Origin of the sequence: Bradyrhizobium cosmicum, from assembly GCF_007290395.2 — a bacterium.
GTDB lineage: Bacteria > Pseudomonadota > Alphaproteobacteria > Rhizobiales > Xanthobacteraceae > Bradyrhizobium > Bradyrhizobium cosmicum.
In genome coordinates, this window is sequence record NZ_CP041656.2 from 1,325,048 (window position 1) to 1,349,422 (window position 24,375).

Below are 24,375 nucleotides of genomic sequence, written 5' to 3' on the forward strand. Positions count from 1 at the left end.
CCGTCCCTGATGGCGGCGGGCCGTTGCGTCTTTTACGCGAAATCGAAGCCGTTGCGTACAATCGCCGGTTGCCGCCATGGCGATTTGGTCGGTCGTTCGGGCGTTTTGTCCGGGCTTCTACGGAGAAGCCGTAACAGCTTGATAAGGGGTCACACACTAAAAGTTGAATGAATTTCGATCGATTCACTCGCGTGCCCGTATCCCTTTTATCGCCGGAGCTATCCCGTGAAATTGAGCAATCTGAAGATCGCCTCCAAGCTCGGCATCCTTGTCGGCGTCACGCTGTTCGGCCTCTGCATCTCCGGTGTTCTCGCCGGCTATCTGATGAAGCGCGAGATGGTGAATGCGCGCATCGACCAGGCCAAATCGATCGTCGACATGGGCCGCAATTATGCCCTCGCCCTCAAGAAGCGGGTCGACGCCGGCGAGATGACAAAGGACGCGGCGCTGGCCGACCTTCGCCGCTACGGCAATGCGATGACCTATGACAACGGCTCGGGCTATCTGTTCGGCACGTCCTATGACGGCATCACCCAGCTCGCGCCCGATCCGAAGCAGATCGGCTCCAACCGCATGGACGTTCTGACCAACGGCCGCAAGCTGTCCGTCGAGCTGATGGACGGCGTAAAGGCTAACGGCTCGGTCCTACTGTATTATGAATATGCCAAGCCGGGCCAGGCGGCGCTGATCCGCAAGATCGGCTATGCCGTCGCCGTTCCCGGTTTCGACATGTATCTCGGCACCGGCGCCTATCTCGACGACATCGACGCCAAGATGGGTCCGGTCTACTGGCTGCTTGGCCTCGCCATGTTCGGCATCGTCATCGTCGCCGGCAGCGTTGCCTGGCTGATCGGCCGCGGCATCAGCCGTCCGCTCGCGCTGCTCGGCACCCGCATGAAGGAGCTCGCCGACGGCAAGCTCGAAGGCGAGATCCCCGGTGTCGGCCGCGGCGACGAGGTCGGCGCGATGGCTTCGACCGTCCAGATCTTCAAGGACAACGCGGTCCGCATCCGGGACCTCGAACAGACCGAGGCGGCAGCCAAGGACCGCGCCGCGGCCGAACGTCGCAGTGCGATGGAGGAGATCGCCAACGACTTCGAACGCAGCGTCAACGGCATCGTCCGCTCGGTCTCCTCGGCCGCCGCCGGCATGCAGAGCACGGCGCAGTCGATGACCGCGACCGCCAGCGACGCGTCCTCTCGCGCCGCCACGGTCGGCGCGGCCTCCCAAAAAGCCTCCGGCAACGTCGGCACGGTTGCCGCCGCCGCCGAGGAGCTGTCGAGCTCGGTGACGGAAATCTCCCGTCAGGTCACGCGCTCGACCGAAGTGGCGAGCCGGGCCGTCAACGACGCCGAGCGTACCAACGCCACGGTGCAGGAACTCTCCACCGGAGCCGAGAAGATCGGCGAGGTCGTCAAGTTGATTCATTCGATCGCGGCGCAGACCAATCTGCTCGCGCTCAACGCCACCATCGAGGCCGCGCGTGCCGGTGAATCCGGCCGAGGCTTCGCCGTCGTCGCCTCCGAGGTCAAGGCGCTCGCGAACCAGACCGCGAAGGCGACCGAGGAGATATCCGCCCAGGTCGCGGCGATGCAGACCTCGACCAGCGACGCCGTCGCGGCCATCGCCGGCATCACCCAGACCATCGCCGAGATGAGTGAGATCACCGCCGGCATCTCCTCGTCGATCGAGCAGCAGGGCGAGGCGACCCGCGAGATCGCTCGCAACATCCAGTCGGTTGCGGCCGGTTCGAACGAGATCAACGCCAATATCGGCAGCGTTACCTCGGCCGCGGAAGCGACCGGCACGGCGGCAACCGACGTGCTCACCAACGCGCGCGAGCTGGACAGCCAGTCCGGCGCGCTGCGCAGCGCGGTGGACGGCTTCCTCGCCAAGGTGCGCGCGGCTTAACACTGGTCTCGTGCCCCGGACGCAGCGCAACGCTTCTCCAGCGGAGCGCTGCAGAGCCGGGGCCCATGCCTGCCGCCTTCTGGGTCCCGGCCCTGCGTCGCACCGCTCCGCGCTGCGCCGCGTCCGGGACACGTGACCGTCCTACTGCTTCTCGATCTTCGCGTTGGTGATCAGCTTCTCCCACAGCACCAGCTGCTCGTTCACGAAGGTGCCGAGCTGTTCCGGCGTGCCGGAGAAGGCGTCCATGCCGAGGGTGGCGAGCTGGGCCTTGATCTCCGGCTTCTCGACGATCTTCCTGATCTCGGCGTTGAGCCGGGTCACGATCTCCTTTGGCATGCCGGCCGGGCCGAAATAGCCCTGCCAGGACGAGATGTCGAAATCGGGCACGCCGGCCTCCTGCATCGAGGGCAGGTTCGGCACCAGCGGCGAGCGGTCCTTGGTCGTGACCGCGAGCGCGCGAAGCGCGTTGCCCTGGACGTGGGGAAGTCCGGTCAGGATGTCCACGAACATCATCGAGACGCGGCCGCCCATGACGTCGTTGAGTGCCGGCGGCGAGCTCTTGTAGGGCACGTGCAACAGGTCGAGCCCGGCATTGTGCGCAAAGGTCGCGCCCGACACGATCGCCGAGGACGAGCCCGAGGCGTAGCTCAGCTTGCCCGGATTGGCCTTGCCGTAGGCGACCAGCTCGGCGACGGTCTTGGCCGGCACTTCCGGGTTGATGACCAGCATGAAGGGCAGATCGCCGGTGCGTGCGATCGGGGTGAAATCCTTGACCGGATCGTAGGTCAGGCTCTTGAGCAGATAGGGATTGGCTGAATGCGTCGTGTTGGTCGTCACCAGCAGCGTGTAGCCGTCGGGCGCGGCGCGCGCGACATAGGTCGCGGCGATCATGCCGTTGGCGCCCGCCTTGTTCTCGATCACGATGCCGACCCCGAGCGCCTGCGACAGATGCTGCGAGATCAGCCGGGTGGTGGTGTCGGTGCCGCTGCCCGCCGCGAACGGCAGCACCAGCGTAATGTTCTTACTGGGATAATTGTCGGCCTGCGCACTGGTTGCGGCGGCAAGACACAGCGCTGCCGCGCCGGCGGCGCGCAGGGTTCGGATGAGTGACGACAGCATGTCCAGACGTTCCCTCTTCTTCGTTGGCGGGGAACCTAGCTTCTCTTCGCTGAAATCGGAAGACGGGAGTTTGTCGTCCGCGTCGCGGAATTATTTCACCGCGGAGCCCTGTCGTGACGCGATCACGACGCCGGCCAGCACCAGCGCATAGCCGATCAGGTGGAACGGCTGCAGCTTTTCGCCGAGCAGCAGGATCGCCATCGCCGAGCCGAACACCGGCACCAGATGGAAGAACGGCGCGGCCCGGTTCGGGCCGATCAGCGCCACGCCGCGGTTGAAGAAGAGATAGGCGAGTGTCGAGGGGAAGATCAGGATGTAGCCGAGCGTCGCCAGCGTCACCGTGTCGAACTGCAGGACGCTGCCGCTCCACGCTTCCCAGATCGCCGTCGGCAGCAGCATCATCGCGCCACAGCAGGTGGTGAAGGACAGGAACGAGAGCTGATGAACCTTCGGCCGGCGCGGGATGAAGGCGGAGTAGATCCCGAACGCCACCAGCGAAGAGGCGAACATGATGTCGCCCCGGTTGAAGCTGATGCTCGCGAGCGCCGCGAAATCGCCGTGCAGGATGATGACGAGCACGCCGAGAAGCGAGATCGCGATGCCGGCAAGCTGCGCGCCGGTCAGCCGCACGCCGAACAGCACCAGCGACCACAGCGCCACGAACAGGGGACCTGCCGACTGGATCAGCAGCGCGTTCAGCGCCTCGGTGTATTGCATCGCCCAGTACGAGATCGCGTTGTTGAAGGCAAAGCCCACCAGCGACAGGAACAGCATCAGCGGCAGGCTCTTGCGCAAGGCGGGCCAGTCACGCTTCAGATGCGGCCAGGAGAACGGCAGCAGGATCAGGAACACGCCGAACCAGCGGATCGTGGTCACCGTCAGCGGCGGCACATGCGCGCCGACATGGCGCGCGAGCACGATGTTGCCGGCCCAGAACAGCGAGCTCAGGCTGAGCAGCAAATACGGCTGATTGTTGAGCCAGCTGGCGGGATTCGAGGCCGGTGGCGCGGGCGAAGCGGTCGTCATTGGCGTTGGGGACAACCTTGCGCCGGATTCTCGTCGTGACACAAGTCACGCGGTCGCAATGCTACAATGCAGCTATGACCCGGGGAGGTGCCATTGGCGGTCAATATGTTGAACATCGCGGGCCTGGAAGGGCTCGACCAGCATGCGCCGGTGGTGATGCTGAACCTGATGCGTTTCCACGATCGCTCGCGCGACGGCGACGGTTCGGGTTGGGACGCATATCTTCGTTACAGTGAGATCACGGTGCCCATGATCAAGGCACGCGGCGGTACGCTGCTTTGGACCGGCGAGGCGAAAGCGATCGCACTCGGACCGCACGATGGCAACGACTGGGACTTTGTCGCACTCGTCCATTATCCGTCGCTGGCGGCCTTTCTCGACATGATGACATCGGAGGCCTACGAGCGCGAGGCCGACCCGCATCGCGTCAACGGCTGCGCCGAGCACGTGATCATCGCGACCAGCGAGGCCTACAGCAAGTTCAGGGTGAAGTAGCGCGAACTTGCTTACCTTCCCCCTCCAGGGGAGGGTGAACGCTCATCTGCGTGCTTGAATTGAAGCGTGCCTAGCTCGCCTGCTTCCTTGACGCCACGGCCACGCCCGACAGCACCAGCGCGAAGCCGATGAAATGGAACGCCTGCGGGTGTTCGCCCAGAAACGCCATCGCCATGATCGAGCCGAACACCGGCACGACGTGGAAGAACGGCGCCGCGCGGTTGGCGCCGATCAGGCGCACGCCGCGATTGAAGCAGAGATAGGCGAGCGTCGAGGGGAAGACGGCGACGTAGAACAGCGTCAGCAGGTTCGGCCCGTCGAGCTTCATCAGCGGGCGCGCGGACAATTCCCAGATCTCGAGCGGGATGAGGCAGGCGGCGCCGGCGCCGAAGGTGAAAGCGAGGAACGACAGGCCGTGCATCGGCGGCCGCTTCAGGGTCAGCACCGAATACAGCGCGAAGATGATCAGCGCGGCGATGAAGATGACGTCGCCCTTGTTGAACGCGATGTTCGACAGCGTGGTGAAATCGCCATGCAGCAGGATGGTCAGCACGCCGCACATCGACAGCCCCACGCCGAACGCCTGCGCCGCGGTGAGCCTGATGCCGAGGATGGCCAGCGACCACAGCGCCACGACCAGCGGCGCGGCCGATTGCAGCAGCAGCGTGTTGAGCGCCTGCGTATGTTCCAGCGCCCAGTATTGCAGCGTGTTGAAGGCGCCGATGCCGGTGATCGACAGCACGATCATGAGGCCGAGCCTGCTGCGGATCGCGGGCCAGTCCCGGGCGAGGTGCTTCCAGGCGAACGGCAGCACCAGCAGAAAGGCGAAGGTCCAGCGCAGGAACGACAGCGTCACCGGCGGGATGTGGCCGGCGGCGAGTCGCCCGACAATGGCGTTGCCGGCCCAGCACAGCGCGGTGATGCTGAGCAGCAGATAAGGCTGGTTGGCGATCCAGCTATGGCCGGATGTTTCGGTGCTCGTGGTCTGGCCGGTGGCGGACATTGTGATTGTTATGGTCCCGCGTCGATAGCGCCGAGACCCCGGCCCGGGGCGATCCGGGCCGGCTGATCGCCCGGCCCCGCTCAAAGACACGGAAAAGCGCCCGATATCAATGGTGCGAGGCGCATCGCGACCATGCGCAGTGCGATGCGGCAGGAACCGCGTTCAATCCTTTCGTCCGGTGCGGATCGCAAACGGCTTCAGCAGCTCCGCGCAGGCGAGATAGACGACGACCAGAAGCGCGATGCCGGCCATCATGAGCGGAGGCGGCGTGACGAAGCCGAACCAGGCACCGACCGGCGTGAACGGCACCACCATCGCGACCAGCAGGGCGACCAGGGAGGAAGCCGACAGCAACGGATCCGGCCAGTTGCGCCACGGCCGCCCATTAGTTCGGATGATGAAAATGACCAGGATCTGGGTCGCCATGGATTCGATGAACCAGGCGGTGCGGAATTCCTCCGGTGAGGCCTTGAACAGGTAGAGCAGGGCGCCAAAGGTCAGGAAGTCGAACACCGACGACAGCGGCCCCATGATCGCGGCGAAGCGTGCCAGCCGCCTCATGCTCCACACCTGCGGCTGCGCCGTGGCCCGCTTTGAGACGCGGTCGAAGGGAATGCCGAGCTCGGAGAGGTCGTAGAGCAGATTGTTAAGCAGGATTTGCGTCGGCAGCATCGGCAGGAACGGCAGCGCGATGGAGGCGATCGCCATCGACAGCATGTTGCCGAAATTCGAGCTTGCGCCCATGCGCACATATTTCAGGATGTTCGCGAAGGTGCGCCGGCCTTCCTCGACGCCGTCGGCGACGACTTCGAGATCCGAGGCGAGCAGGATCATGTCGGCGGCCGCCTGCGCCACGCCGGTTGCACCGTCGACCGACAGGCCGACATCGGCGACTTTCAGGGCCGGCGCGTCGTTGATGCCGTCGCCGAGGAAGCCGACCACCTCGCCGCCCGCCTGCAGCGCCTTCACGATGCGCGATTTCTGGTCCGGCGCGAGCCGGCCGAAGGCGTCGACGGAGCGCACCTGCACGGCGAGCGCCTCGTCGCTGAGCTCGGCAATGTCGGCGCCCGACAGCACGCGCTCGGGGTTGAGGCCGACCAGGCCCGCGAGCCGCTTCACCACCACGGGATCGTCGCCCGAAAGGATCTTCAGTGCCACGCCGCTCGCCGCGAGCCGGGCGATGGCGGCCGCGGCCGTCGGCTTCGGCGGGTCGGCAAAGGCGCAAAGACCCTCGAAGACGAGATCGGTCTCGTCCTCGGTTTCGACCTCGCGCGTTGCGCCGGTCCAGGGGCGCGAAGCGAGGGCGATGCAGCGCAGGCCCTCTGCCGCGAGCTGATGCACGCGCGTCATTGCGGCGGCGCGCGCGCTCTCGTCCATTGTGCACAATGCGAGCACGGCTTCGGGCGCGCCCTTGACGATGAGCAGCGCGCCTTCGGGACCGGTCGCGAGCACCGATCCCAGTCGCCGCGAAAAGTCGAACGCCTGCCGGCCCACTAGCGTCCAGCCCTGCGCGGCATTGGACTGGCCGGCAACCAGCGCCGCATCGAGCGAGCCGCGATCGCCGCCGAGCGTCGCCGCGATGGCGCCGAGCTGCGCGGCCCGCATATTGTCCTTGCCCGCAGCGTCGAGGCTTTTTGCCAGCGTGATCTCGGCCGAGGTCAGCGTGCCCGTCTTGTCCGTGCACAGGACGGTCATGGCGCCGAGGTCGTGGATCGCGGCGAGCCGCTTCACGATCACCTTGCGGCGGGCCATGCGTAATGCGCCGCGCGACAGCGTCACCGTCGTAATCATCGGCAGCAGCTCCGGGGTCAGCCCGACTGCGAGCGCGACCGAGAACAGCAGCGAGTCCATCACCGGGCGGCCGAACACGACGCGGACGGTGAGCACGACCAGCACCAGCGCCAACGTGGCGCGCGCGATCACGAGGCCGAATTCTCGCAGGTCGCGTTCAAACGGCGAGGGTGTCTGCGCTTCGGCAAGCGCGGACGCCGCCGCTCCGAATACGGTGTCGCGGCCGGTCCTGACCACGAGCGCGATGGCCTCGCCGGTCTGTGCCACGGCGCCGCGGAACAGCGCATTCGATGTATCGTTAGGCTCGGTGACCGCGCCGGCGTGCTTCTGCACCGGATACGGCTCGCCGGTGAGCGCTGCTTCGCCCGCGGTGAAGGCCGTGCTCTCCAGGATCAGCCCATCCGCAGGAATGATGTCGCCGGAGCGGACGCGCAGGACGTCGCCGGGTACGACGTGATCGACGTCGATCTCGCGGAAGGCGCCGTCGCGCCTGACCTCGGCCTTGAGCGCGACCGAGCGGCGGAGGATTTCCGCGGCGCGGATCGCATGGCCCTCCTGGATGGTGTCCAGCCCGATCGAGAGCGTCAGGATCAGGACGATGATGAGCCCGCCGATCTCGTCGCCGGTGAGCATCGAGACGATGCCGGCCACCAGCAGGATCAGCGACAGCGGCTCGAGCAGCCGGCGCAGGATCGCGCGCATGGCGCCCTCGATGCGCGGCGGCGCGTCGCTGTTGGCTCCGAAGCGGTCGAGGCGTTCGGCGGCCTCGCTCGCGGTCAGGCCTTGCAGCCCGCAACCGAGCTGGGTGCCGAGATCGTCGGGTGAAAAACGCCAGAAGCTGTCTCGGGCGGCGTGCGTCGGATCATCGGCCACAGCCAGCTCCGGGAATTTTCATGCGAGGGACACGGTCAGGGACGATCGAATGTGACAGGCAGTCGAAGCCGATGACGGCACACTCTCATCTCATCCATCAATTCGGCGATCGGAAATTGAGCCATGTCAATTGCTCCACCGGCCGGCGGGCTAGCCTGTCGAGGCCTGCATGAAGAAGGAGCGGCGTCATGGTTGCAAGCATCCGGGTCGCACTGGCCGTATCCATCGCATTGATTGCCTCGGCACAGTTCACGGCCGCGACGGCTCAGCCCGCCGGCGGCGGTGCCTTCATGGGACCCGGCATGATGGGCTCCGGGATGATGGGAGGCATGATGGGCCGCCATGGCTTCGGCGCGATGTGCAATCCCGGAATGGCGGGTTTCGCCGAATGGCGCGCCGACCGGCTGGTGGACAAGATCAAGCTGACCGATGCGCAGCGCGCCAAGTTCGACGAGTTCAAGGCGGCAGCCGTGAAGTCGAGCGAGACCATGCGCAGCGCCTGCGTGGCCGACGTGCCCAAGACCATCGTCGGGCGCGCCGAGGCGATGGAGAAGCGCATGGACACGATGCTGCAGGCGATCAAGACCATGCGGCCCGCATTGGAGGCGTTCTACGCGACCTTGACCGATGAGCAGAAGGCCAAGCTGGATTCGACCCAGGGTCCAGGTCAGGGCCACGGTTTCTGGCGCTGGCGCGACAATTGGTGAGCGCAGCAAGCCGCGGTTGACCTATCGCAATCCGGTCCGTTGCGTCCGGATTAGTCTGCGGTCGTCCACGCCGTTCGAGCGGCCGGATCATCGAAATCAGCAAAGAGACGGTCGCGTCGCCGGATTTGGCGCGATCCGCGTGGCGTTGTCATGGTCGAGCAAGCAATGATCCTGCCGAACAAGAGCCGGTCTCCCCTGGCGGCTTTGTGGACGGGATTTCTCAGTCACAAATGGTTCATCCTGGCCGTCGTGGCCCTGTTGGCGTTGGGGCTCTGGCAGGGCGTGCGAGTCATCCTCGGACCCGCCATCGTGGTCGATCAGGTCAAGAGCGGTCGCCTGGTCGAGACCGTGGTTGCGAGCGGCCATGTCGAGACGCCTTACCGGGTCGAGATCGGCAGCCAGATCACCGGCACGGTGCAGGAGGTGCTGGTCCAGCAGGGCGAAAAGGTCACCAAGGGCCAGCCGCTGATCTCGCTGGAGGCGCGCGAATTGAAAGCGGCCGTGGTGCAGGCGCAGGGCGCGGTGGCGCAGGCCGAGGCCCGCATCAGGCAGCTCGAGGAATTGACGCTTCCCTCGGCGAGGGAAGCGCTGACGCAGGCCAATGCGACCTTGCTCAACGCGCAGCAGACCTACGACCGCACCGCGCAGCTCGAACGCAACGGCTATGCGACGCGCGCGGCGCTCGACGAGGCGCAGAAGACGCTCGATGTCGCGCGTGCGGCGAAGCGCTCGGCCGAGTTCCAGGTCTATACGGCGAGCAGCGGCGGCAGCGACTACGTGATGGCGCAGACCCAGGCCAACCAGGCGCGCGCCAATCTCGATACGGCGGAGTCCCGGCTCGGTTATGCCACGATCGCCGCGCCCCGCGACGGCGTTCTCATCACGCGCAGCGTCGAGCGCGGCACGGTGGTGCAGCCCGGCAAGGCGCTGCTCGTGCTGGCGCCGGCTGGCGACGTTCAGCTCGTGCTGCAGATCGACGAGCGCAATCTCGGCAAGATCGCGCTCGGGCAGAAGGCGATCGCCTCGGCGGACGCCTATCCGGATCGGCGCTTTCCTGCCGTCATCACCTACGTCAACCCTGGCGTCGACATCTCACGCGCGTCCGTCGAGGTGAAACTGACGGTCGCCGATCCGCCGGACTATTTGCGCCAGGACATGACCGTCTCGGTCGATATCGAAATCGCCGCGCGGGACGATGCGTTGGTCCTGCCGTTGCGCTCCGTGCACGATGTCCTGTCCGGCACCCCCTGGGTGCTCGGCATCAAGGACGGTCGCGCCACGCAGCGGCCGGTGAAGATCGGCCTGCGCGGCAACAGTCATATCGAAATCACCGACGGCCTTGCCGCCGGCGACGTCGCGATTCCGCAGAGCTCGGGCGTTCTGACCGGCCAGCGCGTGCGGCCGGTGCTGCAATGAACCGCTGGCTGCCGTTCGAATGGACCATGGCCGTGCGCTTCCTGCGCGAGGGCCGGCTGCAGACCATCTTCATCATCGGCGGCATCTCGATCGGTGTCGCCGTCATCGTCTTCATGTCGGCGATGCTCGCGGGGCTCCAGGCGAACTTCATCAAGCGCGTGCTGACCTCGCAGCCGCAGATCCAGCTGCTCGCGCCAGATCAGGTCGCGCGTCCGCTGCGCCACGGCGCGGGCGAGATCGAGGACGCAGTGGTGCAGCGTCCGAGCCAGCGGGTGATCTCGATCGATCAATGGCCGAAGATCAGGACCCAGATGCAGGCGATGCCCGAGGTGGTCGCGGTGTCGCCGACGATCCTCGGCTCGGTGCTCGCGGTGCGCGGCGACGCGAGCCGCTCGGTGAATCTGTCGGGCGTCGAGCCGGACTCCTACTTCAAGATCGTCAAGGTGCCGGATTATATCGTCGCGGGCGAGGCGCGCCTGACCAGCGAGGACATCATCATCGGCGTCGAACTGGCGAAGGATCTGGGAGCCACTGTCGGCGACAAGCTCAACGTCCGCGCGGCCTCGGGCGCAACGCGCGTGCTTACGGTCTCCGGTCTCGTCGATCTCGGCAACAAGAGCGTCAACCAGCGCGTCTGCTACGCCGCGCTGCGCACCGCGCAGTCGCTGCTCGGCATGATCGGCGGCATCACCACCATCGACATCACGGTCCGTGACATCTACGCGGCCGAAGAGATCGCCCAGCGCATCCAGGCCGCCAACGTGGTCGAGGCCGACAGCTGGATCAAGACCAATGCACAGTTCTTCACCGCGGTGCAGGCCCAGCAGAACACCAACACGTTGATCCGTCTGTTCGTCGGCCTGTCCGTCGCGTTCGGCATCGCAGCGGTGCTGGTCGTCTCGGTGATCCAGCGCTCGAAGGACATCGGCATCCTGCGCGCGATGGGCACCTCGCGCGGCCAGATCCTGCGCGTGTTCCTGGTGCAGGGCGGCCTGCTTGGCTTCGTCGGCTCGCTGTTCGGGGCAGCGATGGGCGCGTTCGCGCTGGTCTATTGGCATTCGGTGGCACGCCAGGCCGACGGCACCGAACTGTTTCCGTTGATCCTGGAGCGAAGCCTGTTCGTCTACACTGCCATGCTCGCCACCGTCACCGGCCTCTTGGCCGCGATGGCGCCTGCGGTCCGCGCCGCCAAGCTCGATCCGGTGGTGGCGATCCGTGGCTAGCGAGATCCTCCGCCTCGAGAACGTGTGCAAGGCCTACAATGTCGGCCTGCCGACCGAAACCGAGGTGCTGCATGGCATCGACCTCAAGCTCGACCATGGCGAGTTCCTGGCGCTGATCGGGCCCTCCGGTTCGGGCAAGAGCACGCTGCTCAACATCGTCGGCCTGCTGGACCGGCCGACCTCCGGCCGCCTGCTGATCAAGGGGCAGGACACCGCCGCGCTCGGCGACGCCGAAATCACCCGCCTGCGCGGCCACACCATCGGGTTCATCTTCCAGTATCACCTCCTGATCTCGGCCTTCACCGCGCGGGAGAACGTCATGATGCCGATGCTGGCTGATCGCGGCTTTCCCAGCGCGGAGATCGAGGCGCGGGCGAACCATCTGCTGGGGCAGGTCGGGCTGGAGAAATTCGCCGGCAACCTCGCCAACAACATGTCGGGCGGTCAGCAGCAGCGGGTGGCGGTGGCGCGCGCGCTGGCGATGAATCCCGATCTCGTGCTGGCCGACGAGCCGACCGGCAATCTCGACACCAAGTCGGCCGACGCCGTGTTCGAGCTGATGCGGCAGGTGAACCGCGACAGCGGCACGAGCTTTCTGCTGGTGACCCACAACATGGACCTCGCGCGGCGCTGCGACCGTATCATCGAGGTGGTCGACGGCCGCATCAGGGCTTGAGGCCATCGAGCCTGCCCACGGGGCAGATTTTTAGGGGATATCAAAGGCTTGGATCGCGCTTTGGGCCCGAAAAAAGCCCCGTTCTTGCTTGCCTAGAGAGGCTGCTTCCTTTATCCGGTGGGACCGCCTCGCGTGCGAACGGCCTTTGGCCGGGAATTGGGCTGGGCACAGGTATGATCCCGGAAAAGTGGGTCCCGGTTTTCCGTTTGGATCATGCCACTTACATAGAATTCTTCGAAGGATTACCCGCGAATGGCCAATGTTGTCGTCGTCGGCGCCCAGTGGGGCGACGAAGGAAAGGGCAAGATCGTCGACTGGTTGTCGGAGCAGGCGGACATCGTCGTTCGCTTCCAGGGCGGCCATAACGCCGGCCACACGCTGGTCATCAACGGCAAGACCTACAAGCTCGCGCTGCTGCCCTCGGGCGTGCTGCGCGAAAACAAGCTGTCGGTGATCGGCAACGGCGTGGTGTTCGACCCGCAGGCCTTCCTCGACGAGGTGGCCAAGCTGCGCGGGCAGGGCGTTGCGGTCTCGCCGGAGAATCTTCGCGTCGCCGAGAACGTCACCCTGATCCTGCCGTTGCATCGGGAACTGGACGCGCATCGCGAATCGGCCAACGCGGCAACCGCGATCGGCACCACCCGTCGCGGCATCGGGCCCGCCTATGAAGACAAGGTCGGCCGCCGCGCGATCCGTCTGATGGATCTCGCTGATCTCGACACCTTGCCGCACAAGATCGACCGGCTCCTTGCGCACCACAACGCATTGCGCCGCGGCCTCAACCTGCCGGAGTTCGACGGCAAGGTGATCCTGAAGGAATTGACCGCGCTGGCGCCGGAGCTGCTGCCCTATGCCGAGACGGTATGGCGGCTGCTCGACATCAAGCGCCGTGAAGGCAAGCGCATGCTGTTCGAGGGCGCGCAGGGCGCGCTGCTCGACGTCGATCACGGCACTTATCCTTACGTCACCTCGTCCAACACGGTGGCGGCGCAGGCGGCGACCGGCTCGGGCCTTGGCCCCGGCGCGGTCGGCTATGTGCTTGGCCTGTGCAAGGCCTACACGACCCGCGTCGGCCAAGGCCCGTTCCCGACCGAGCAGGACAACGAGATCGGCCGCAAGATCGGCGAGCGCGGCCGCGAGTTCGGCACCAACACCGGCCGTCCGCGCCGCTGCGGCTGGTTCGACGCCGTGCTGGTCCGCCAGGCGGTCCGGACCTGCGGCATCAACGGGCTGGCGCTGACCAAGCTCGACATTCTCGACGGCTTCGAGTCGATCGAGGTCTGCGTCGGCTACAAGCTCGACGGCAAGGAGATCGATTATTTCCCGGCCGGCGAGGGTGCGCAGGCCCGGGTCGAGCCGATCTGGGAAACCATCGAGGGCTGGAAGGAGCCGACCGCCTGTGCGCGGTCCTGGGCCGACCTGCCCGCCCAGGCCATTAAATATGTCCGCCGCATCGAGGAATTGGTGGGGTGCCCGGTCGCGCTGCTTTCCACCAGCCCCGAACGCGAGGATACTATCCTGGTGCAAAATCCGTTTGAGGCTTAACGATCTCTTACCAGGCCGCGGATATAGTTGAGTTGAAATGGCTGATTACTATCCGCTGATCGCCCGCGCTATTGCCGCCCTGGACCCCAATGCTCCCGGCGAAAGCCGTCGCGCGCTCTATGAGCGGGCGCGCACGGCCCTGATCGCGCAGCTCCGCAGCGTTCAGCCACCGCTTTCCGAATCCGAGATCACCCGCGAACGGCTGTCGCTGGAAGAGGCTGTCCGCAAGGTCGAGTCAGAGGCTGCCCAGCGCGCCCGCGAGGCTTCGCGCCCCGGCGCCCCCCGCAGCGGCGGCAGCGGCAGCGGCGATGCCTTCCGCCGCGCCAGCACCCGCGCCACCGAGGGCGGCCCGCCCGCATCCCAGCCGGCTGCTCCGCCGCGCGCGCGTCCGGCGCCACCGCCGCCCCGTGCCGACCGGCCGTCCTTCAACGTCGACGACCAGGGCGACGCCCCGCGTCCGCCGCGGGCTCCCCGTTTTGACGCTCCGCGCCAGCCGGGCCCGTCCGCTCCGCCGCCGATGCCGGAGCCGCCGCCGGCTTCGCCATCCGGACGCGATCGTCAGGGCGGCCGCCGTCCGCCGGACGTCGGCCCGTCGCTGCCGCCGGCCCCGGGCGTGCGCGGTTTCCGTGACATCACCGCCGACGTCAACGATCTCGGCGGCGCCGCCGCGCAGGCCAACCGGGCCGCGCGCCGCACCTATGCCAACGTGCCCTCGCCCTCGCCGGAGTTCGACCGGCTGGAGCCGAGCCTGGAAAACCGGGCCGGTGAGCAGGACGCGCCCTATTCCTACGACGAGTCGATCGAGGAGGCCGAGCGCTACGCGCCGCAGCAGCCCTCGCCGCGTCCGCGCATCGCGCCCGAGCGCGACACCAAGAAGAAGCGCGTGCGCACCGGCTCGGTCTTCCCGTTCAAGAGCGCGATCGCCGTCGGCATCGTCCTGATCCTGGTCGGCGCCGGCATCCTCTGGGGCAAGCCGCTGGTGCAGATGGTGAGCGGCCTGTTCAAGTCCTCGCCCACCCAGGTGGTGGAGGCGCCGAAGGATCCCGGCCAGCCGCAGAGCAAGCCCAAGATTCCCGATCGCGTCGGCCAGCCTTCGGCCAGCGACCAGCCGGTCGCGCCGGTGGCGCAGAAGGTCGTGCTCTATGACGAGGATCCGTCCGATCCCAAGGGCAAGCAATATGTCGGCTCGGTTGTGTGGCGGCTCGAGCCGATCAAGGCGTCGGGCAACCAGAAGGCCGACGTCGCCGTGCGCGCCGACATCGAGATCCCCGACCGCAAGTTCAAGATGACGATGTCGTTCCGCCGCAACACCGACTCGTCGTTGCCGGCGAGCCATACCGCGGAACTGACCTTCATCCTGCCGCCGGACTTTCCGGGCGGCAGCGTCTCCAACGTGCCGGGCATCCTGATGAAGTCGAACGAGCAGGCGCGCGGCACGCCGCTCGCGGGCCTCGCAGTGAAGGTCACCGACGGCTTCTTCCTGGTCGGCCTCTCCAACGTCGATGCCGACCGCACCCGCAACGTGCAGCTCCTGAAGGAGCGTTCCTGGTTCGACGTGCCCCTGGTCTACGCCAACCAGCGCCGCGCCATCATCGCCATCGAGAAGGGCGCCCCCGGTGAGCGCGCCTTCAACGACGCCTTCGCGCAGTGGGGCGATTAGGCACTCTCTGTCATTCCGGGGCGACGCGTAGCGTCGAGCCCAGAATCCATCGTGCAGCACGTGACGTAGGAGAATGGATTCCGGGCTCGCGCAGTGCGCGCCCCGGAATGACGTCGCGGATGCGTCCTACTGCGCCGCCGCTTCCCGCTTGCGCGATGCCGTGGCGGCTGCATGCTCGCGGTCCATCACGGCGCGGCAGCCCGGGCTGACCTCCGCCTTCTTCTGCACCATGCAAGCCCTGATCCTGGGGATATTGGGAATCTCACTCGAGCACAGCCGCATCGCATCGCCCGTGCACATCTGCTGCGCTTCGGACGAGAAGGCGAGGCCGGGCGATGTCTGGAGTACGATCGCGGTGGTGGCGAAGGCGAACAGCGAAGCGATGGTCTGGTAGCGTGTCATGCGAATGCGTCCCCGAGTTCCGTGGATTGAACCACTTGGTTTTGGGGCGCCGCACGCGGCTTGATTTGCCGCATGTCACAGCCTTCACGCCGGGACCTGATCCCGCATGTGGTCGCTCGATCTCTCGTGATGTTCGAATCGAAAAGTGCTGCGCCGCCCGAGCGAAGTATGCGTCATTGTCAAAGAGCTGCAATGGGCGGCGCAAAGGAATTTGCAATTGTTGCGTGTTCGTCACGCAACGACGTGACAGCTCACATCACAACCTTACATGCCGTGGCTTGCAAACACCTTGCTGCACGACTTCGAGAGCTTGGCGCGGTTGCCCATCAGGCACGACTGCACGGCGCCGTCATTGCCGAGGTCCTTGCGGCACAGCCGCGACGCATCGCGCGAGCAGGCCTGTTGCTCCTGTTTGGTACCCATATGGCCTTGCGCGAAAGTGGAAACGGTCGAAAGGCCGGTAACGGTGGTCAACGTGATCGTCGCGAGAAGCAAGGCTGTACAACGCATCATTGGGTCCAATCGTGCTGATACAAGTGAGATTTCGCAGTCCCTAACGAACGCGTCGATTTGCCAGACGTTCCCGAAGGGCAGGGCCAGGCGACCCCACGGAACCCGCTATTCAAGCTTCCCGCCGCGCTGCTATAAATGTGGCGAAGTGTGAGGGTGTCTGATGAAACGCTATCTGGTGTTTGCGCTGGTCGGTCCGTTCGTGGGCGGGTTCCTGCTGCTGCTGACGACGACCTACCAGTCCGGCTATTGGGCCCAGACCAATCTCGGCGAGGTCGGCAAGCTGTTCGCGGTGTTCTTCAAGACCCTGCAATACAGCTATCTGTTCGGCTTTCTGCCGTCGCTGATGATCGGCGCGGTGGACGACATCCTGATCCACGTCAGGCGGATCGGCCCGTTGCTGCGGATGCTCCTGGTCGGCCTGTTCGCCTTCGTGCTGGCCTCGCTGACCTACAGCTCGCGCGGGCCGGATTCCGGCGCGGTTCAGTTCATCCTGTACGGCCTGGTCGGGTTCGTGCCGTCGGTGATTTCGTCCTGGCTCGTGCATAGATATGTCGAGGAGCCGCAAGCCGCGGCGGCGCCAACCTGAGCACGCGACGTTCGGGCGCGGGCAGCAACTTCCGCCACGCTGGCGCGTTCTCTGGGGACCATGACCATGTCCGACGACGACATCCTCGCTCCGCGCAAATCCCGTTCCGGCGAGCGTTCGCGCGGGCCATTTTCCGGCCCCCCGGCGCGCGGGCCGATCATCGACCAGGACGGCCAGGAAGTTCGTCCCGAAGCGATCCGCTCCGAAACGCTGGAGCAGGGGTTTCGGGAATTTCGCTTTGAGTTCGGGCAGGGTAATCCGTTCGGCAATCTGACGCGGGAGCAGCGGATCGCGCGGATCGAGGCGATCGCAAAACTGCTCGACGTCGCCTTCGTCGTGCCCGGCACCAACATCCGCTACGGCATTGATGGGCTGATCGGACTGATCCCCGTGGTCGGCGACATCATCACCACCGCGATCTCGCTGTGGCTGGTGCGCGAGGCCCGCGCGCTGGGCGCGCCCTGGTACATCACCGCGCGCATGCTCGGCAATGTCGCGGTCGACGGCGTCGTCGGCATCGTGCCGTTCGCAGGCGACGCCTTCGACGTCATGTTCCGCGCCAACATGCGCAACGTTCGCCTGCTGCGCCGCTGGCTCGACAAGCAGCCGCGGATGTAAGCGCGACGGTGGACGGCGCTCGCAAGCAATGATGGGGGAGAGAGTCCCCAACAACGCGAAAAGCGCGACGGCCCTTGGGCCATCGCGCTTTCAGCACACATCGAATGTTTGCGAAAAAGCCTACGCCGCGTCGGCGTCGGTCTCCGCGGCCACCGGCTCGGGCTTGCGGTGACGCTCCAGCGGGAACGCTTCGCTCTCATACAGCGAACGGATGCCGTTCTGGTCGAAGCGCGCTTCCTCGACCTGGAGATAGGCGCCGTTCAGCGAATCCGTCGGCAACTGCTCCATCGCAAACTGCACGGCTTCGGCTGCGGTGCCGAACCGGCGATAGGTGAAGCCTGCACGCTTCTTCTTGCGGATCGCAGCGGGGAAGAGTTCGGCGGAAGTGTTGAAGTTGAACGGACGCAGTGGACGCATGGTCAAAGACCTCGTGATCTTCTCTGGGGCTTTAAGCGCGTGGGGTTTGGGGCGGCAGAGGATGGGCTCGCCGCACAGGTCATTTTCGTCCTCTAATATAGGCCGTTTTGACAAAAATGCGACCCCTGCGATGCGAGATGATGAATCCACGCATGGCAGGTCCGCAGGCGCTATAAACCAAGCAATTTCAATAGCTTGGTTGGTTTACAGCTTGCCGAGCAGCAGCAGCACGACCAGCACCACCAGCACGACGCCGCCGATCCCCATGCCGGAATGGCCCATGCCGTAGCCATAGCCGCCGATCCGGCCGGACAGGCCGCCGACCAGGTAGATGATCACCAGGATGATCAGGATGGTCCCAAGCGTCACGGCATCCTCCCTGGCGGCCGCCGGACTGCGCTCATCGGCCGCACCGCCAGGGTAGAAAAGCACATCGGGCCGCCGGGTTCCATGCCGGAACCCGGCGGCCCGCAACCTTATTTGGGCTCGAGCTTCAGCGCCGCCGAGTTGATGCAGTAGCGCAGGCCGGTCGGCCCCGGACCGTCGGGGAAGACGTGGCCGAGATGGCCGCTGCACTTGGCGCAGAGCACCTCGGTGCGGATCATGCCGTGGCTGGCATCGCGCTCCTCGTCGATATGGCTCTCGACGGCGGGCTGGGTGAAGCTCGGCCAGCCGCAGCCGGAATCGAACTTGGCGTCGGACTCGAAGAGCTCATTGCCGCAGCCGGCGCACACATAGGTGCCGGCGCGGTGGTCATGCTCGTATTCGCCGGAGAAGGGACGCTCGGTCGCCTTCTCGCGCAGCACCGCGTACTGCATCGGCGACAATTCGCGCCGCCACTGCTCTTCGCTCTTGATGACCTTGTCGTCGGTGGTCTTCGTTTTGGTGTCGGGCATGGGTCTCCCGTTTGCTTGGTGATGTCAGTTGGTGGCCTTGCTGGCACTGACCAGCGTCGGCTTCTCGATGTAGTTATCCGCGAACAGCTTTTTGAGGTTCTCGACCTTCGGGATGTCGTTATAGGCGATATAGGGCTGGTTCGGGTGCAGGGTCAGATAGTCCTGGTGATAGGCCTCGGCCGGGTAGAACGCCTCCAGCGCGCCGACCTTGGTCACGATCGGCTTGCTGAACACCTTGGCGCCGTTGAGCTGGGCGATATAGGCCTCGGCCACCTTCTTCTGCTCGTCGGAGGTGGTGAAGATTGCCGAGCGATATTGCGTGCCGCTGTCGGGGCCCTGGCGGTTGAGCTGGGTCGGGTCGTGCGCGACCGAGAAGTAGATCTGGAGAATCTTGCCGTAGGAGATTTTCTTCGGGTCGTACTTGATCTCGACCGACTCGGCATGGCCGGTCCGTCCGCTCGAGACGGTCTGGTAGTCGGCGGTCGCCTTGGTGCCGCCGGCATAGCCGGAGACCGCGTTGACGACGCCCGCGGTGTGCTGGAACACGCCCTGCACGCCCCAGAAGCAGCCGCCGGCGATCACGGCGGTCTGGATTCCGGTTGCGGGGGCCGCGTCCATGGCGGGCGCGGGGATCACGACCGCGTCCTCCGCGGCCCGGGACGGCATGGCGAAGGCCAGCGTCATGGCAGCGGTGGCGGCGAGCAGGGACAAAAGGGCAGGTCGGCGCATGGCGGATCCTCTTTCGAATGTCTGGCAGTCTAGGGCGACAGTGGCCGGGCGAACAGCCTGCCCGGCCGCGTTTTCGCATCATCCGAGATACGGGCGCAGGCCGCGATTGTTACGGCGGGACGGACACGAGTCTGTGAAAAAAGGCGCCGGACGGTTTGGCTCCGCCGGGAACTCCGCGCTAGATGAACCCGTGCGATCGACGATCGACTGAGAGATGTGGTGGCTGGAGCTGACCTGACAACATGCTGCGCGTCATTTCCCTGACCCTTGCCGTCCTGATGTCATCCGCCGCGATCGCCGCGGCCGGGCCGCAAACCGGCGACGATCTTGCCACCTGCCGCGACCGCCAGGCCGAGATTCAGGCGCGCGCGCAGGCCTGCGACAACCTGCTCAATGCCGACCGTGTCAACGGCAAGGACAAGGGGATCGCGCTCTCGGTGCGCGGCAACACGCTGATCAACAAGCGCGACCTCGTGCACGCGATCGAAACCCTGTCCATGGCCGTCGACCTCGATCCCGACAATGTCGTTACGCTCAACCTGCGCGGCCTCGCCTATCAGCGCTCGGGCAAGGACGACCTTGCGATGGCCGACTACAACCTCGCGCTCCAGAAGCGCCCGACCTACGGCGTTCCCTACAACAACCGCGGCCTCATTCAACTGCGCAGGGGCGCACTGCAAAGTGCGCTTGACGATTTCGACCTGTCGATCAGCTACGCGCCCAAGTTCCTGCTGGGCTGGACCAATCGGGCCCGCGTACGCACCTTGATGAAGGATTATGACGGCGCAATCGCCGACTTCGCGGAGGCCGAGAAGATCGATCCGACCGCGCCCCAGCTCACCGGCAACCGCTGCATTACTTACGGCTTGATGGGCAGGTTCGACGCGGCCTTTGCGGACTGCAACGGCCTGATCGAAAAGGAGCCGAAAAACGTCTTCGGATTCAACAATCGCGCCGACGTCAACATGATGAAGGGCAACTTCGACGCCGCGCTGAAGGACTATATGACGGCCCTCAAGATCAATCCGAACAATGTCCGTGCTCATTCCGGCCGCGGCCAGATCTACGAACGCCGCAAGGATGTCGCCCAGGCGCGCGCCGACTACCGCGCCGCGGCCTATTCACTGACGAATTTCGACGACGTCGAGGTCGCGCGCGCCCGTGCCATCGCGCAGGAGCGGCTCGCCGCGCTGACGCCGCAAACCCCTGGGGGGGCGCCCACCGGGCGCCGCGTCGCGCTGGTGATCGGCAACGGCGCCTACAAGAACGTCCACGCCTTGCCCAATCCGCCGCGCGATTCGAAATTGATCGCAGGGGCGCTGCGCGATGTCGGTTTCCAGACGGTGATATCGGCGAGCGACCTGACCCGCGACAAGTTCTTCGAGGCGCTGCAGACGTTCGCCGCCGAAGCGGAAAAGGCCGACTGGGCCGTGGTCTATTACGCCGGCCATGGCTTCGAGATCGGCGGGGTCAACTACCTCGTCCCTGTTGATGCCAAGCTGGCCGCCGACCGGGACGCCGAGACCCAGGCGGTGGCGCTGGAGCAGGTCATCGCCGCGGTCGGTGCCGCGCGAAAAGTGCGGCTGGTGATTCTGGACGCCTGCCGCGACAACCCGTTCGCGCCGACCATGCGGCGCACGCTGTCGCTGAAGCTGGTCGACAAGGGTTTTTCCAACATCGAGCCCGGCGCCGGTTTCATGGTGGTCTACGCCGCCAAGCATGGCGAGACCGCGATGGACGGCGACGGCGGCGCCGACAGCCCGTTCTCCACCGCGCTCGCCCGCGAGATCAGGGTGCCGAAGGTCGAGATCCGGAAACTGTTCGACATCATCCGCGACGACGTCTGGTCCGCCACCAAGCACGAGCAGCAGCCGTTCACGTACGGCTCACCGCCGGGACGTGAGGATTTTTATTTTGTCGCGGGGAAGTGACCGTGACGCGTGGGCACCACGCGGCACCGGCGTCGTTCAGAGCAGCGAATTGAACCAGTCGAAGACCGTGGACTGTCCGTTCAGAACGGTGCTGTCGCCATAGAGGCTCGCCAGGAACGTCCCGCGGTGGCTCGCGCCGTTGACGGGGACGCCGTCCGCAAGTTGCCCGCCCGAGGCGGGCGCCATCTTGACCAGGCTGGGGTACAAGGCCTCATCGGCCAGTCCGTAGTAGAACCTGACGGGCGAATCGTAGTCCCAAAAAGTCGCGCTGTTTGCGCCGAGGCGACGCAGCAGCTTGCTGTTAGGCTCATCGGTGAAACGATCGAAGAATCCGTCTACCAGGAAGTCGGAAGCTGGCGGAATGGTTTTCGCGATCTCCCCATCGAGGCTGTAGTCGGACCAGTATTTTTCGGCAAACGCGCGGTATTGCGGTTTGATCGCCGCATCGAACAGTTTGCTCAATCCATAATATCGCCGGTAGCTGCCGAGCAGGACGATGAGGCATGGCGTGATCCAGGCCGGCGGCATCGGATAGGCGGTATCCGTGGACGGAATGTAGGACTTGGGAGCCACCCAGTAGTGAAAGCTTTCGGGCAGATTGTTGAACGGACTTTGGGTCGCGCTCGCCGTCACCTTGATTCCGCGCCGTTGCGTTTCCTGCTTGAGCCATTGCGTGTTGAGGGCTCCCTGCGACCAGCCGTTCAAGAACAGGGACGATTTGCGCAGGCCTAGTTTTCCGAGCTCCAGCAGGCCGGCGCTCAGGACGTCGAGGCAGCATTGGACGGTTGCGTCCTTCACTGCGTAGGCTTCGCTGCGGCCGTTCCGATAGGGCCCCTTGCCGAGGTAGTCCGCGGCGATGACGGCGTAGCCGTTTCCCGCGAAGCGCTGGATGTTGAACAGCGTCTCGATCGAATCGACATTGTCGCGCAGCTCGTAGCTGGCGGATTCAAGCCGCGTCAGGTTCGAAGGGACCTGGTCGAATGAAAGGATCGTGCCGTGCTGCCACGATATGACCGGCAGTGAGCCGCGCTTGCCCGCGGGGACGGCGAGGAGTCCGCTGACCTTGACCCTCTCTCCCGTTTCCGGGACGCGCGTAAAGGTGGTGATGCGTCTCAACTCGACGTCGAAACGCGCGGAATGATTCTCCGGGAGGTTCGCGGCCAATATGCTGCGCTCGTTGAAAACCGCGTAGAACTTCGCAGCCAGCGCGTTGAGCCGCTCCTTGGAGACGCGCACCGGTCCGCCCAAATCGGCATGCGAGCTTCCGGCCGGTATCGCAACGGCAGGGCTCTGCACTGCCATCGAAAGCGCGAATGAGCCGGTTGCAGCACCCGCGAACTTCAGGAAGCCCCGACGGCCGATGTCAACGCGCCCAAGTCTCGCGCTGAGGTAATCAGGTCTTGGCGTGCGCGTATTCATCCTGTCTGCTCCGTCGGCTGCGTGCCGATAGCACGTCAAACCCTAGCGCCTGATGAATGCAAGGCTGTGCGCGGTCCGCGGAATGCTGGCCATCTTGCCTAAAGTCAGACGACGATGGAGAGCCTTTTCGCCGCGCGCGTGATGCCCGTGTACAGCCACCGTGCCCGGCTCTCCTGGAACGCAAAGCTCTCGTCGAACAGCACGACGTCGTCCCATTGCGAGCCTTGCGACTTGTGCACGGTCAGCACGTAGCCGTAATCGAACTCGTCATAGGGCTTGCGCTGCTCCCAGGCGATCTGTTCGACGCCGCCCTCGAAGCAATCGGCGCGCACCGAGACCTTCGTCACCTTGTGGCCGAAATCCTCGTCCGGCGACAGCCGCATGCTGAGGATGCGCGATTTCGAGCGCGAGGTGTTGCGCGATTTCACGCGCCAAAGGCCGCCGTTGAACAGGCCCTTCTTGCGGTTGTTGCGCAGGCACACCAGCTTGTCGCCGGCGACCGGAAAAACGTCCTCGATGTTCTGGCGCTGGCGCACCCGCATGTTGTAGGCGCGCCTCGTGTTGTTGCGGCCGACCAGGACCTGGTCGGCGCCCATGACGCGGTCAGGATCGAGCTCCTTGCGCGACACCACCTCGCTCTCGCCGTAACGGCCGATGTCGAGCTCGCGGCCTTCGCGCACGTCCATCGACATCCGCACGATCGGGTCGTCCTGCGCCTGGCGGTGTACCTCGGTCAGCATCGCGTCGGGCTCAGTGTTGGTGAAGAAGCCGCCGCCCTGGATCGGCGGCAGCTGCGCGGGATCGCCGAGCACCAGCAGTGGGCAGTCGAACGACATCAGGTCGCGGCCCAGTTCCGCGTCGACCATCGAGCATTCGTCGATCACGATCAGCTTGGCCTTGGAGGCCGGCGCGTCGTCCCACAGCTCGAAGCTCGGCTGCTCCTCGCCGGATTCACGGGCGCGGTAGATCAGCGAGTGGATGGTGGAGGCCTCGTCGCAGCCCTTGTTGCGCATCACCAGGGCGGCCTTGCCGGTGAAGGCGGCGAACTTCACCTCGCCGTCGACGCCGTCGGCGATGTGCCGCGCCAGCGTGGTCTTGCCGGTGCCGGCAAAGCCGAACAGCCGGAACACCGGCGGCGTGCCGCCCCGGCCGGGTTTTGCCTTGAGCCAGTCGCCGACGGCTTTGAGCGCGGCATCCTGATGCGGAGTGAATGTGGCCATGTCTGCTTTGAGGGAGAGCGAAACGACGCGATTCGCCACCCCTCAAACTAACCATTCGCCCCGCCGGTTCAAGCGGGGCCGCCCCGCTATTGCCGGCCGCCACTCCCATGTGGACTCTCGCAAGAAGTCGTCATGCCCGGGCTCGTCCAGGCATCCACGTCCTTCGTGCCGCGCAGCTAGGCGTGGATGGCCGGGACAG

Annotated in this window: 23 protein-coding genes; 11 read left to right on the forward strand and 12 right to left on the reverse strand. The window is 65.6% G+C overall.

The window, feature by feature from the left end; translation table 11 throughout:
• Nucleotides 1–225 precede the first annotated feature (225 nt).
• Nucleotides 226–1,911: a methyl-accepting chemotaxis protein gene (locus FNV92_RS06135; RefSeq protein WP_143841700.1), complete on the forward strand. Its 1,686-nt coding sequence runs from the start codon at nt 226–228 to the stop codon at nt 1,909–1,911.
• Between the two features lie 141 nt (nt 1,912–2,052).
• On the opposite strand, the gene FNV92_RS06140 is transcribed toward FNV92_RS06135, so the two are convergent.
• Both FNV92_RS06140 and FNV92_RS06145 read right to left on the reverse strand, forming a co-directional pair.
• Nucleotides 2,053–3,030 carry a Bug family tripartite tricarboxylate transporter substrate binding protein gene (locus tag FNV92_RS06140; RefSeq protein ID WP_014439878.1) on the reverse strand — a complete coding sequence of 326 codons (978 nt, stop codon included), beginning with the start codon at nt 3,028–3,030 and terminating at the stop codon, nt 2,053–2,055.
• Nucleotides 3,031–3,120: 90 nt separating this feature from the next.
• Nucleotides 3,121–4,056 (reverse strand): DMT family transporter, encoded by a 936-nt coding sequence (locus tag FNV92_RS06145; protein ID WP_168213333.1) that lies wholly within the window; start codon nt 4,054–4,056, stop codon nt 3,121–3,123.
• A 105-nt stretch (nt 4,057–4,161) separates the two neighbouring features.
• Here FNV92_RS06145 and FNV92_RS06150 point away from each other — a divergent pair, with 105 nt between their 5' ends.
• Complete coding sequence (locus FNV92_RS06150) at nt 4,162–4,551, forward strand: DUF1330 domain-containing protein (RefSeq protein WP_186355518.1); 390 nt, start codon at nt 4,162–4,164, stop codon at nt 4,549–4,551.
• A gap of 70 nt (nt 4,552–4,621) precedes the next feature.
• Here FNV92_RS06150 and FNV92_RS06155 read toward each other — a convergent pair whose 3' ends face one another.
• Nucleotides 4,622–5,554, reverse strand: coding sequence for a DMT family transporter (locus FNV92_RS06155; RefSeq protein ID WP_143841697.1), 933 nt, complete (start codon nt 5,552–5,554; stop codon nt 4,622–4,624).
• A 162-nt stretch (nt 5,555–5,716) separates the two neighbouring features.
• Nucleotides 5,717–8,218: a magnesium-translocating P-type ATPase gene (gene mgtA, locus FNV92_RS06160; RefSeq protein WP_143841696.1), complete on the reverse strand. Its 2,502-nt coding sequence runs from the start codon at nt 8,216–8,218 to the stop codon at nt 5,717–5,719.
• Nucleotides 8,219–8,406: 188 nt separating this feature from the next.
• Between mgtA and FNV92_RS06165 the strand changes: the two genes are divergently transcribed.
• From FNV92_RS06165 to FNV92_RS06190, 6 genes are all read left to right on the forward strand, one after another.
• Nucleotides 8,407–8,925: a Spy/CpxP family protein refolding chaperone gene (locus tag FNV92_RS06165; RefSeq protein ID WP_143841695.1), complete on the forward strand. Its 519-nt coding sequence runs from the start codon at nt 8,407–8,409 to the stop codon at nt 8,923–8,925.
• A 150-nt stretch (nt 8,926–9,075) separates the two neighbouring features.
• Entirely contained in the window at nt 9,076–10,341 is a 1,266-nt protein-coding gene (locus tag FNV92_RS06170) for an efflux RND transporter periplasmic adaptor subunit (RefSeq protein ID WP_168213331.1), read from the forward strand.
• Nucleotides 10,338–11,564, forward strand: coding sequence for an ABC transporter permease (locus FNV92_RS06175; protein WP_014439885.1), 1,227 nt, complete (start codon nt 10,338–10,340; stop codon nt 11,562–11,564). Before FNV92_RS06170 ends, FNV92_RS06175 begins: the two co-directional genes overlap by 4 nt.
• A complete protein-coding gene (locus FNV92_RS06180; RefSeq protein ID WP_143841693.1) occupies nt 11,557–12,240 on the forward strand; it encodes an ABC transporter ATP-binding protein in 684 nt (227 codons plus the stop codon). Before FNV92_RS06175 ends, FNV92_RS06180 begins: the two co-directional genes overlap by 8 nt.
• 252 nt (nt 12,241–12,492) lie before the next feature.
• Nucleotides 12,493–13,785 (forward strand): adenylosuccinate synthase, encoded by a 1,293-nt coding sequence (locus FNV92_RS06185; RefSeq protein ID WP_143841692.1) that lies wholly within the window; start codon nt 12,493–12,495, stop codon nt 13,783–13,785.
• A gap of 37 nt (nt 13,786–13,822) precedes the next feature.
• Nucleotides 13,823–15,445, forward strand: a complete 1,623-nt coding sequence (locus tag FNV92_RS06190) for a hypothetical protein (RefSeq protein ID WP_143841691.1) — start codon at nt 13,823–13,825, stop codon at nt 15,443–15,445.
• Between the two features lie 126 nt (nt 15,446–15,571).
• Here the strand turns inward: FNV92_RS06190 and FNV92_RS06195 are convergent, their stop codons facing one another.
• Complete coding sequence (locus FNV92_RS06195; RefSeq protein WP_244623761.1) at nt 15,572–15,847, reverse strand: hypothetical protein; 276 nt, start codon at nt 15,845–15,847, stop codon at nt 15,572–15,574.
• Nucleotides 15,848–16,111: 264 nt separating this feature from the next.
• The gene (locus FNV92_RS06200; RefSeq protein WP_168213762.1) at nt 16,112–16,357 is read right to left on the reverse strand and encodes a hypothetical protein; all 246 of its coding nucleotides are present in this window, start codon (nt 16,355–16,357) and stop codon (nt 16,112–16,114) included.
• 163 nt (nt 16,358–16,520) lie between these two features.
• Here FNV92_RS06200 and FNV92_RS06205 point away from each other — a divergent pair, with 163 nt between their 5' ends.
• Both FNV92_RS06205 and FNV92_RS06210 read left to right on the forward strand, forming a co-directional pair.
• Nucleotides 16,521–16,946, forward strand: a complete 426-nt coding sequence (locus tag FNV92_RS06205) for a DUF5413 family protein (RefSeq protein WP_143841689.1) — start codon at nt 16,521–16,523, stop codon at nt 16,944–16,946.
• A gap of 60 nt (nt 16,947–17,006) precedes the next feature.
• Complete coding sequence (locus FNV92_RS06210; protein ID WP_143841688.1) at nt 17,007–17,564, forward strand: DUF4112 domain-containing protein; 558 nt, start codon at nt 17,007–17,009, stop codon at nt 17,562–17,564.
• Between the two features lie 120 nt (nt 17,565–17,684).
• On the opposite strand, the gene FNV92_RS06215 is transcribed toward FNV92_RS06210, so the two are convergent.
• From FNV92_RS06215 to msrA, 4 genes are all read right to left on the reverse strand, one after another.
• Complete coding sequence (locus FNV92_RS06215) at nt 17,685–17,981, reverse strand: hypothetical protein (RefSeq protein WP_014439893.1); 297 nt, start codon at nt 17,979–17,981, stop codon at nt 17,685–17,687.
• A gap of 204 nt (nt 17,982–18,185) precedes the next feature.
• Nucleotides 18,186–18,350, reverse strand: a complete 165-nt coding sequence (locus FNV92_RS06220; protein ID WP_070099426.1) for a DUF3309 family protein — start codon at nt 18,348–18,350, stop codon at nt 18,186–18,188.
• Between the two features lie 107 nt (nt 18,351–18,457).
• A complete protein-coding gene (gene msrB, locus FNV92_RS06225) occupies nt 18,458–18,877 on the reverse strand; it encodes a peptide-methionine (R)-S-oxide reductase MsrB (RefSeq protein WP_143841686.1) in 420 nt (139 codons plus the stop codon).
• A gap of 24 nt (nt 18,878–18,901) precedes the next feature.
• Nucleotides 18,902–19,606, reverse strand: coding sequence for a peptide-methionine (S)-S-oxide reductase MsrA (gene msrA, locus FNV92_RS06230; RefSeq protein ID WP_014439896.1), 705 nt, complete (start codon nt 19,604–19,606; stop codon nt 18,902–18,904).
• Between the two features lie 242 nt (nt 19,607–19,848).
• Between msrA and FNV92_RS06235 the strand changes: the two genes are divergently transcribed.
• Entirely contained in the window at nt 19,849–21,537 is a 1,689-nt protein-coding gene (locus FNV92_RS06235) for a caspase family protein (protein ID WP_143841685.1), read from the forward strand.
• A 36-nt stretch (nt 21,538–21,573) separates the two neighbouring features.
• Here the strand turns inward: FNV92_RS06235 and FNV92_RS06240 are convergent, their stop codons facing one another.
• Entirely contained in the window at nt 21,574–22,956 is a 1,383-nt protein-coding gene (locus FNV92_RS06240) for a twin-arginine translocation signal domain-containing protein (RefSeq protein WP_143846080.1), read from the reverse strand.
• Nucleotides 22,957–23,060: 104 nt separating this feature from the next.
• Nucleotides 23,061–24,176: an ATP-dependent DNA helicase gene (locus tag FNV92_RS06250; protein ID WP_168213330.1), complete on the reverse strand. Its 1,116-nt coding sequence runs from the start codon at nt 24,174–24,176 to the stop codon at nt 23,061–23,063.
• Between the last annotated feature and the right edge of the window lie 199 nt (nt 24,177–24,375).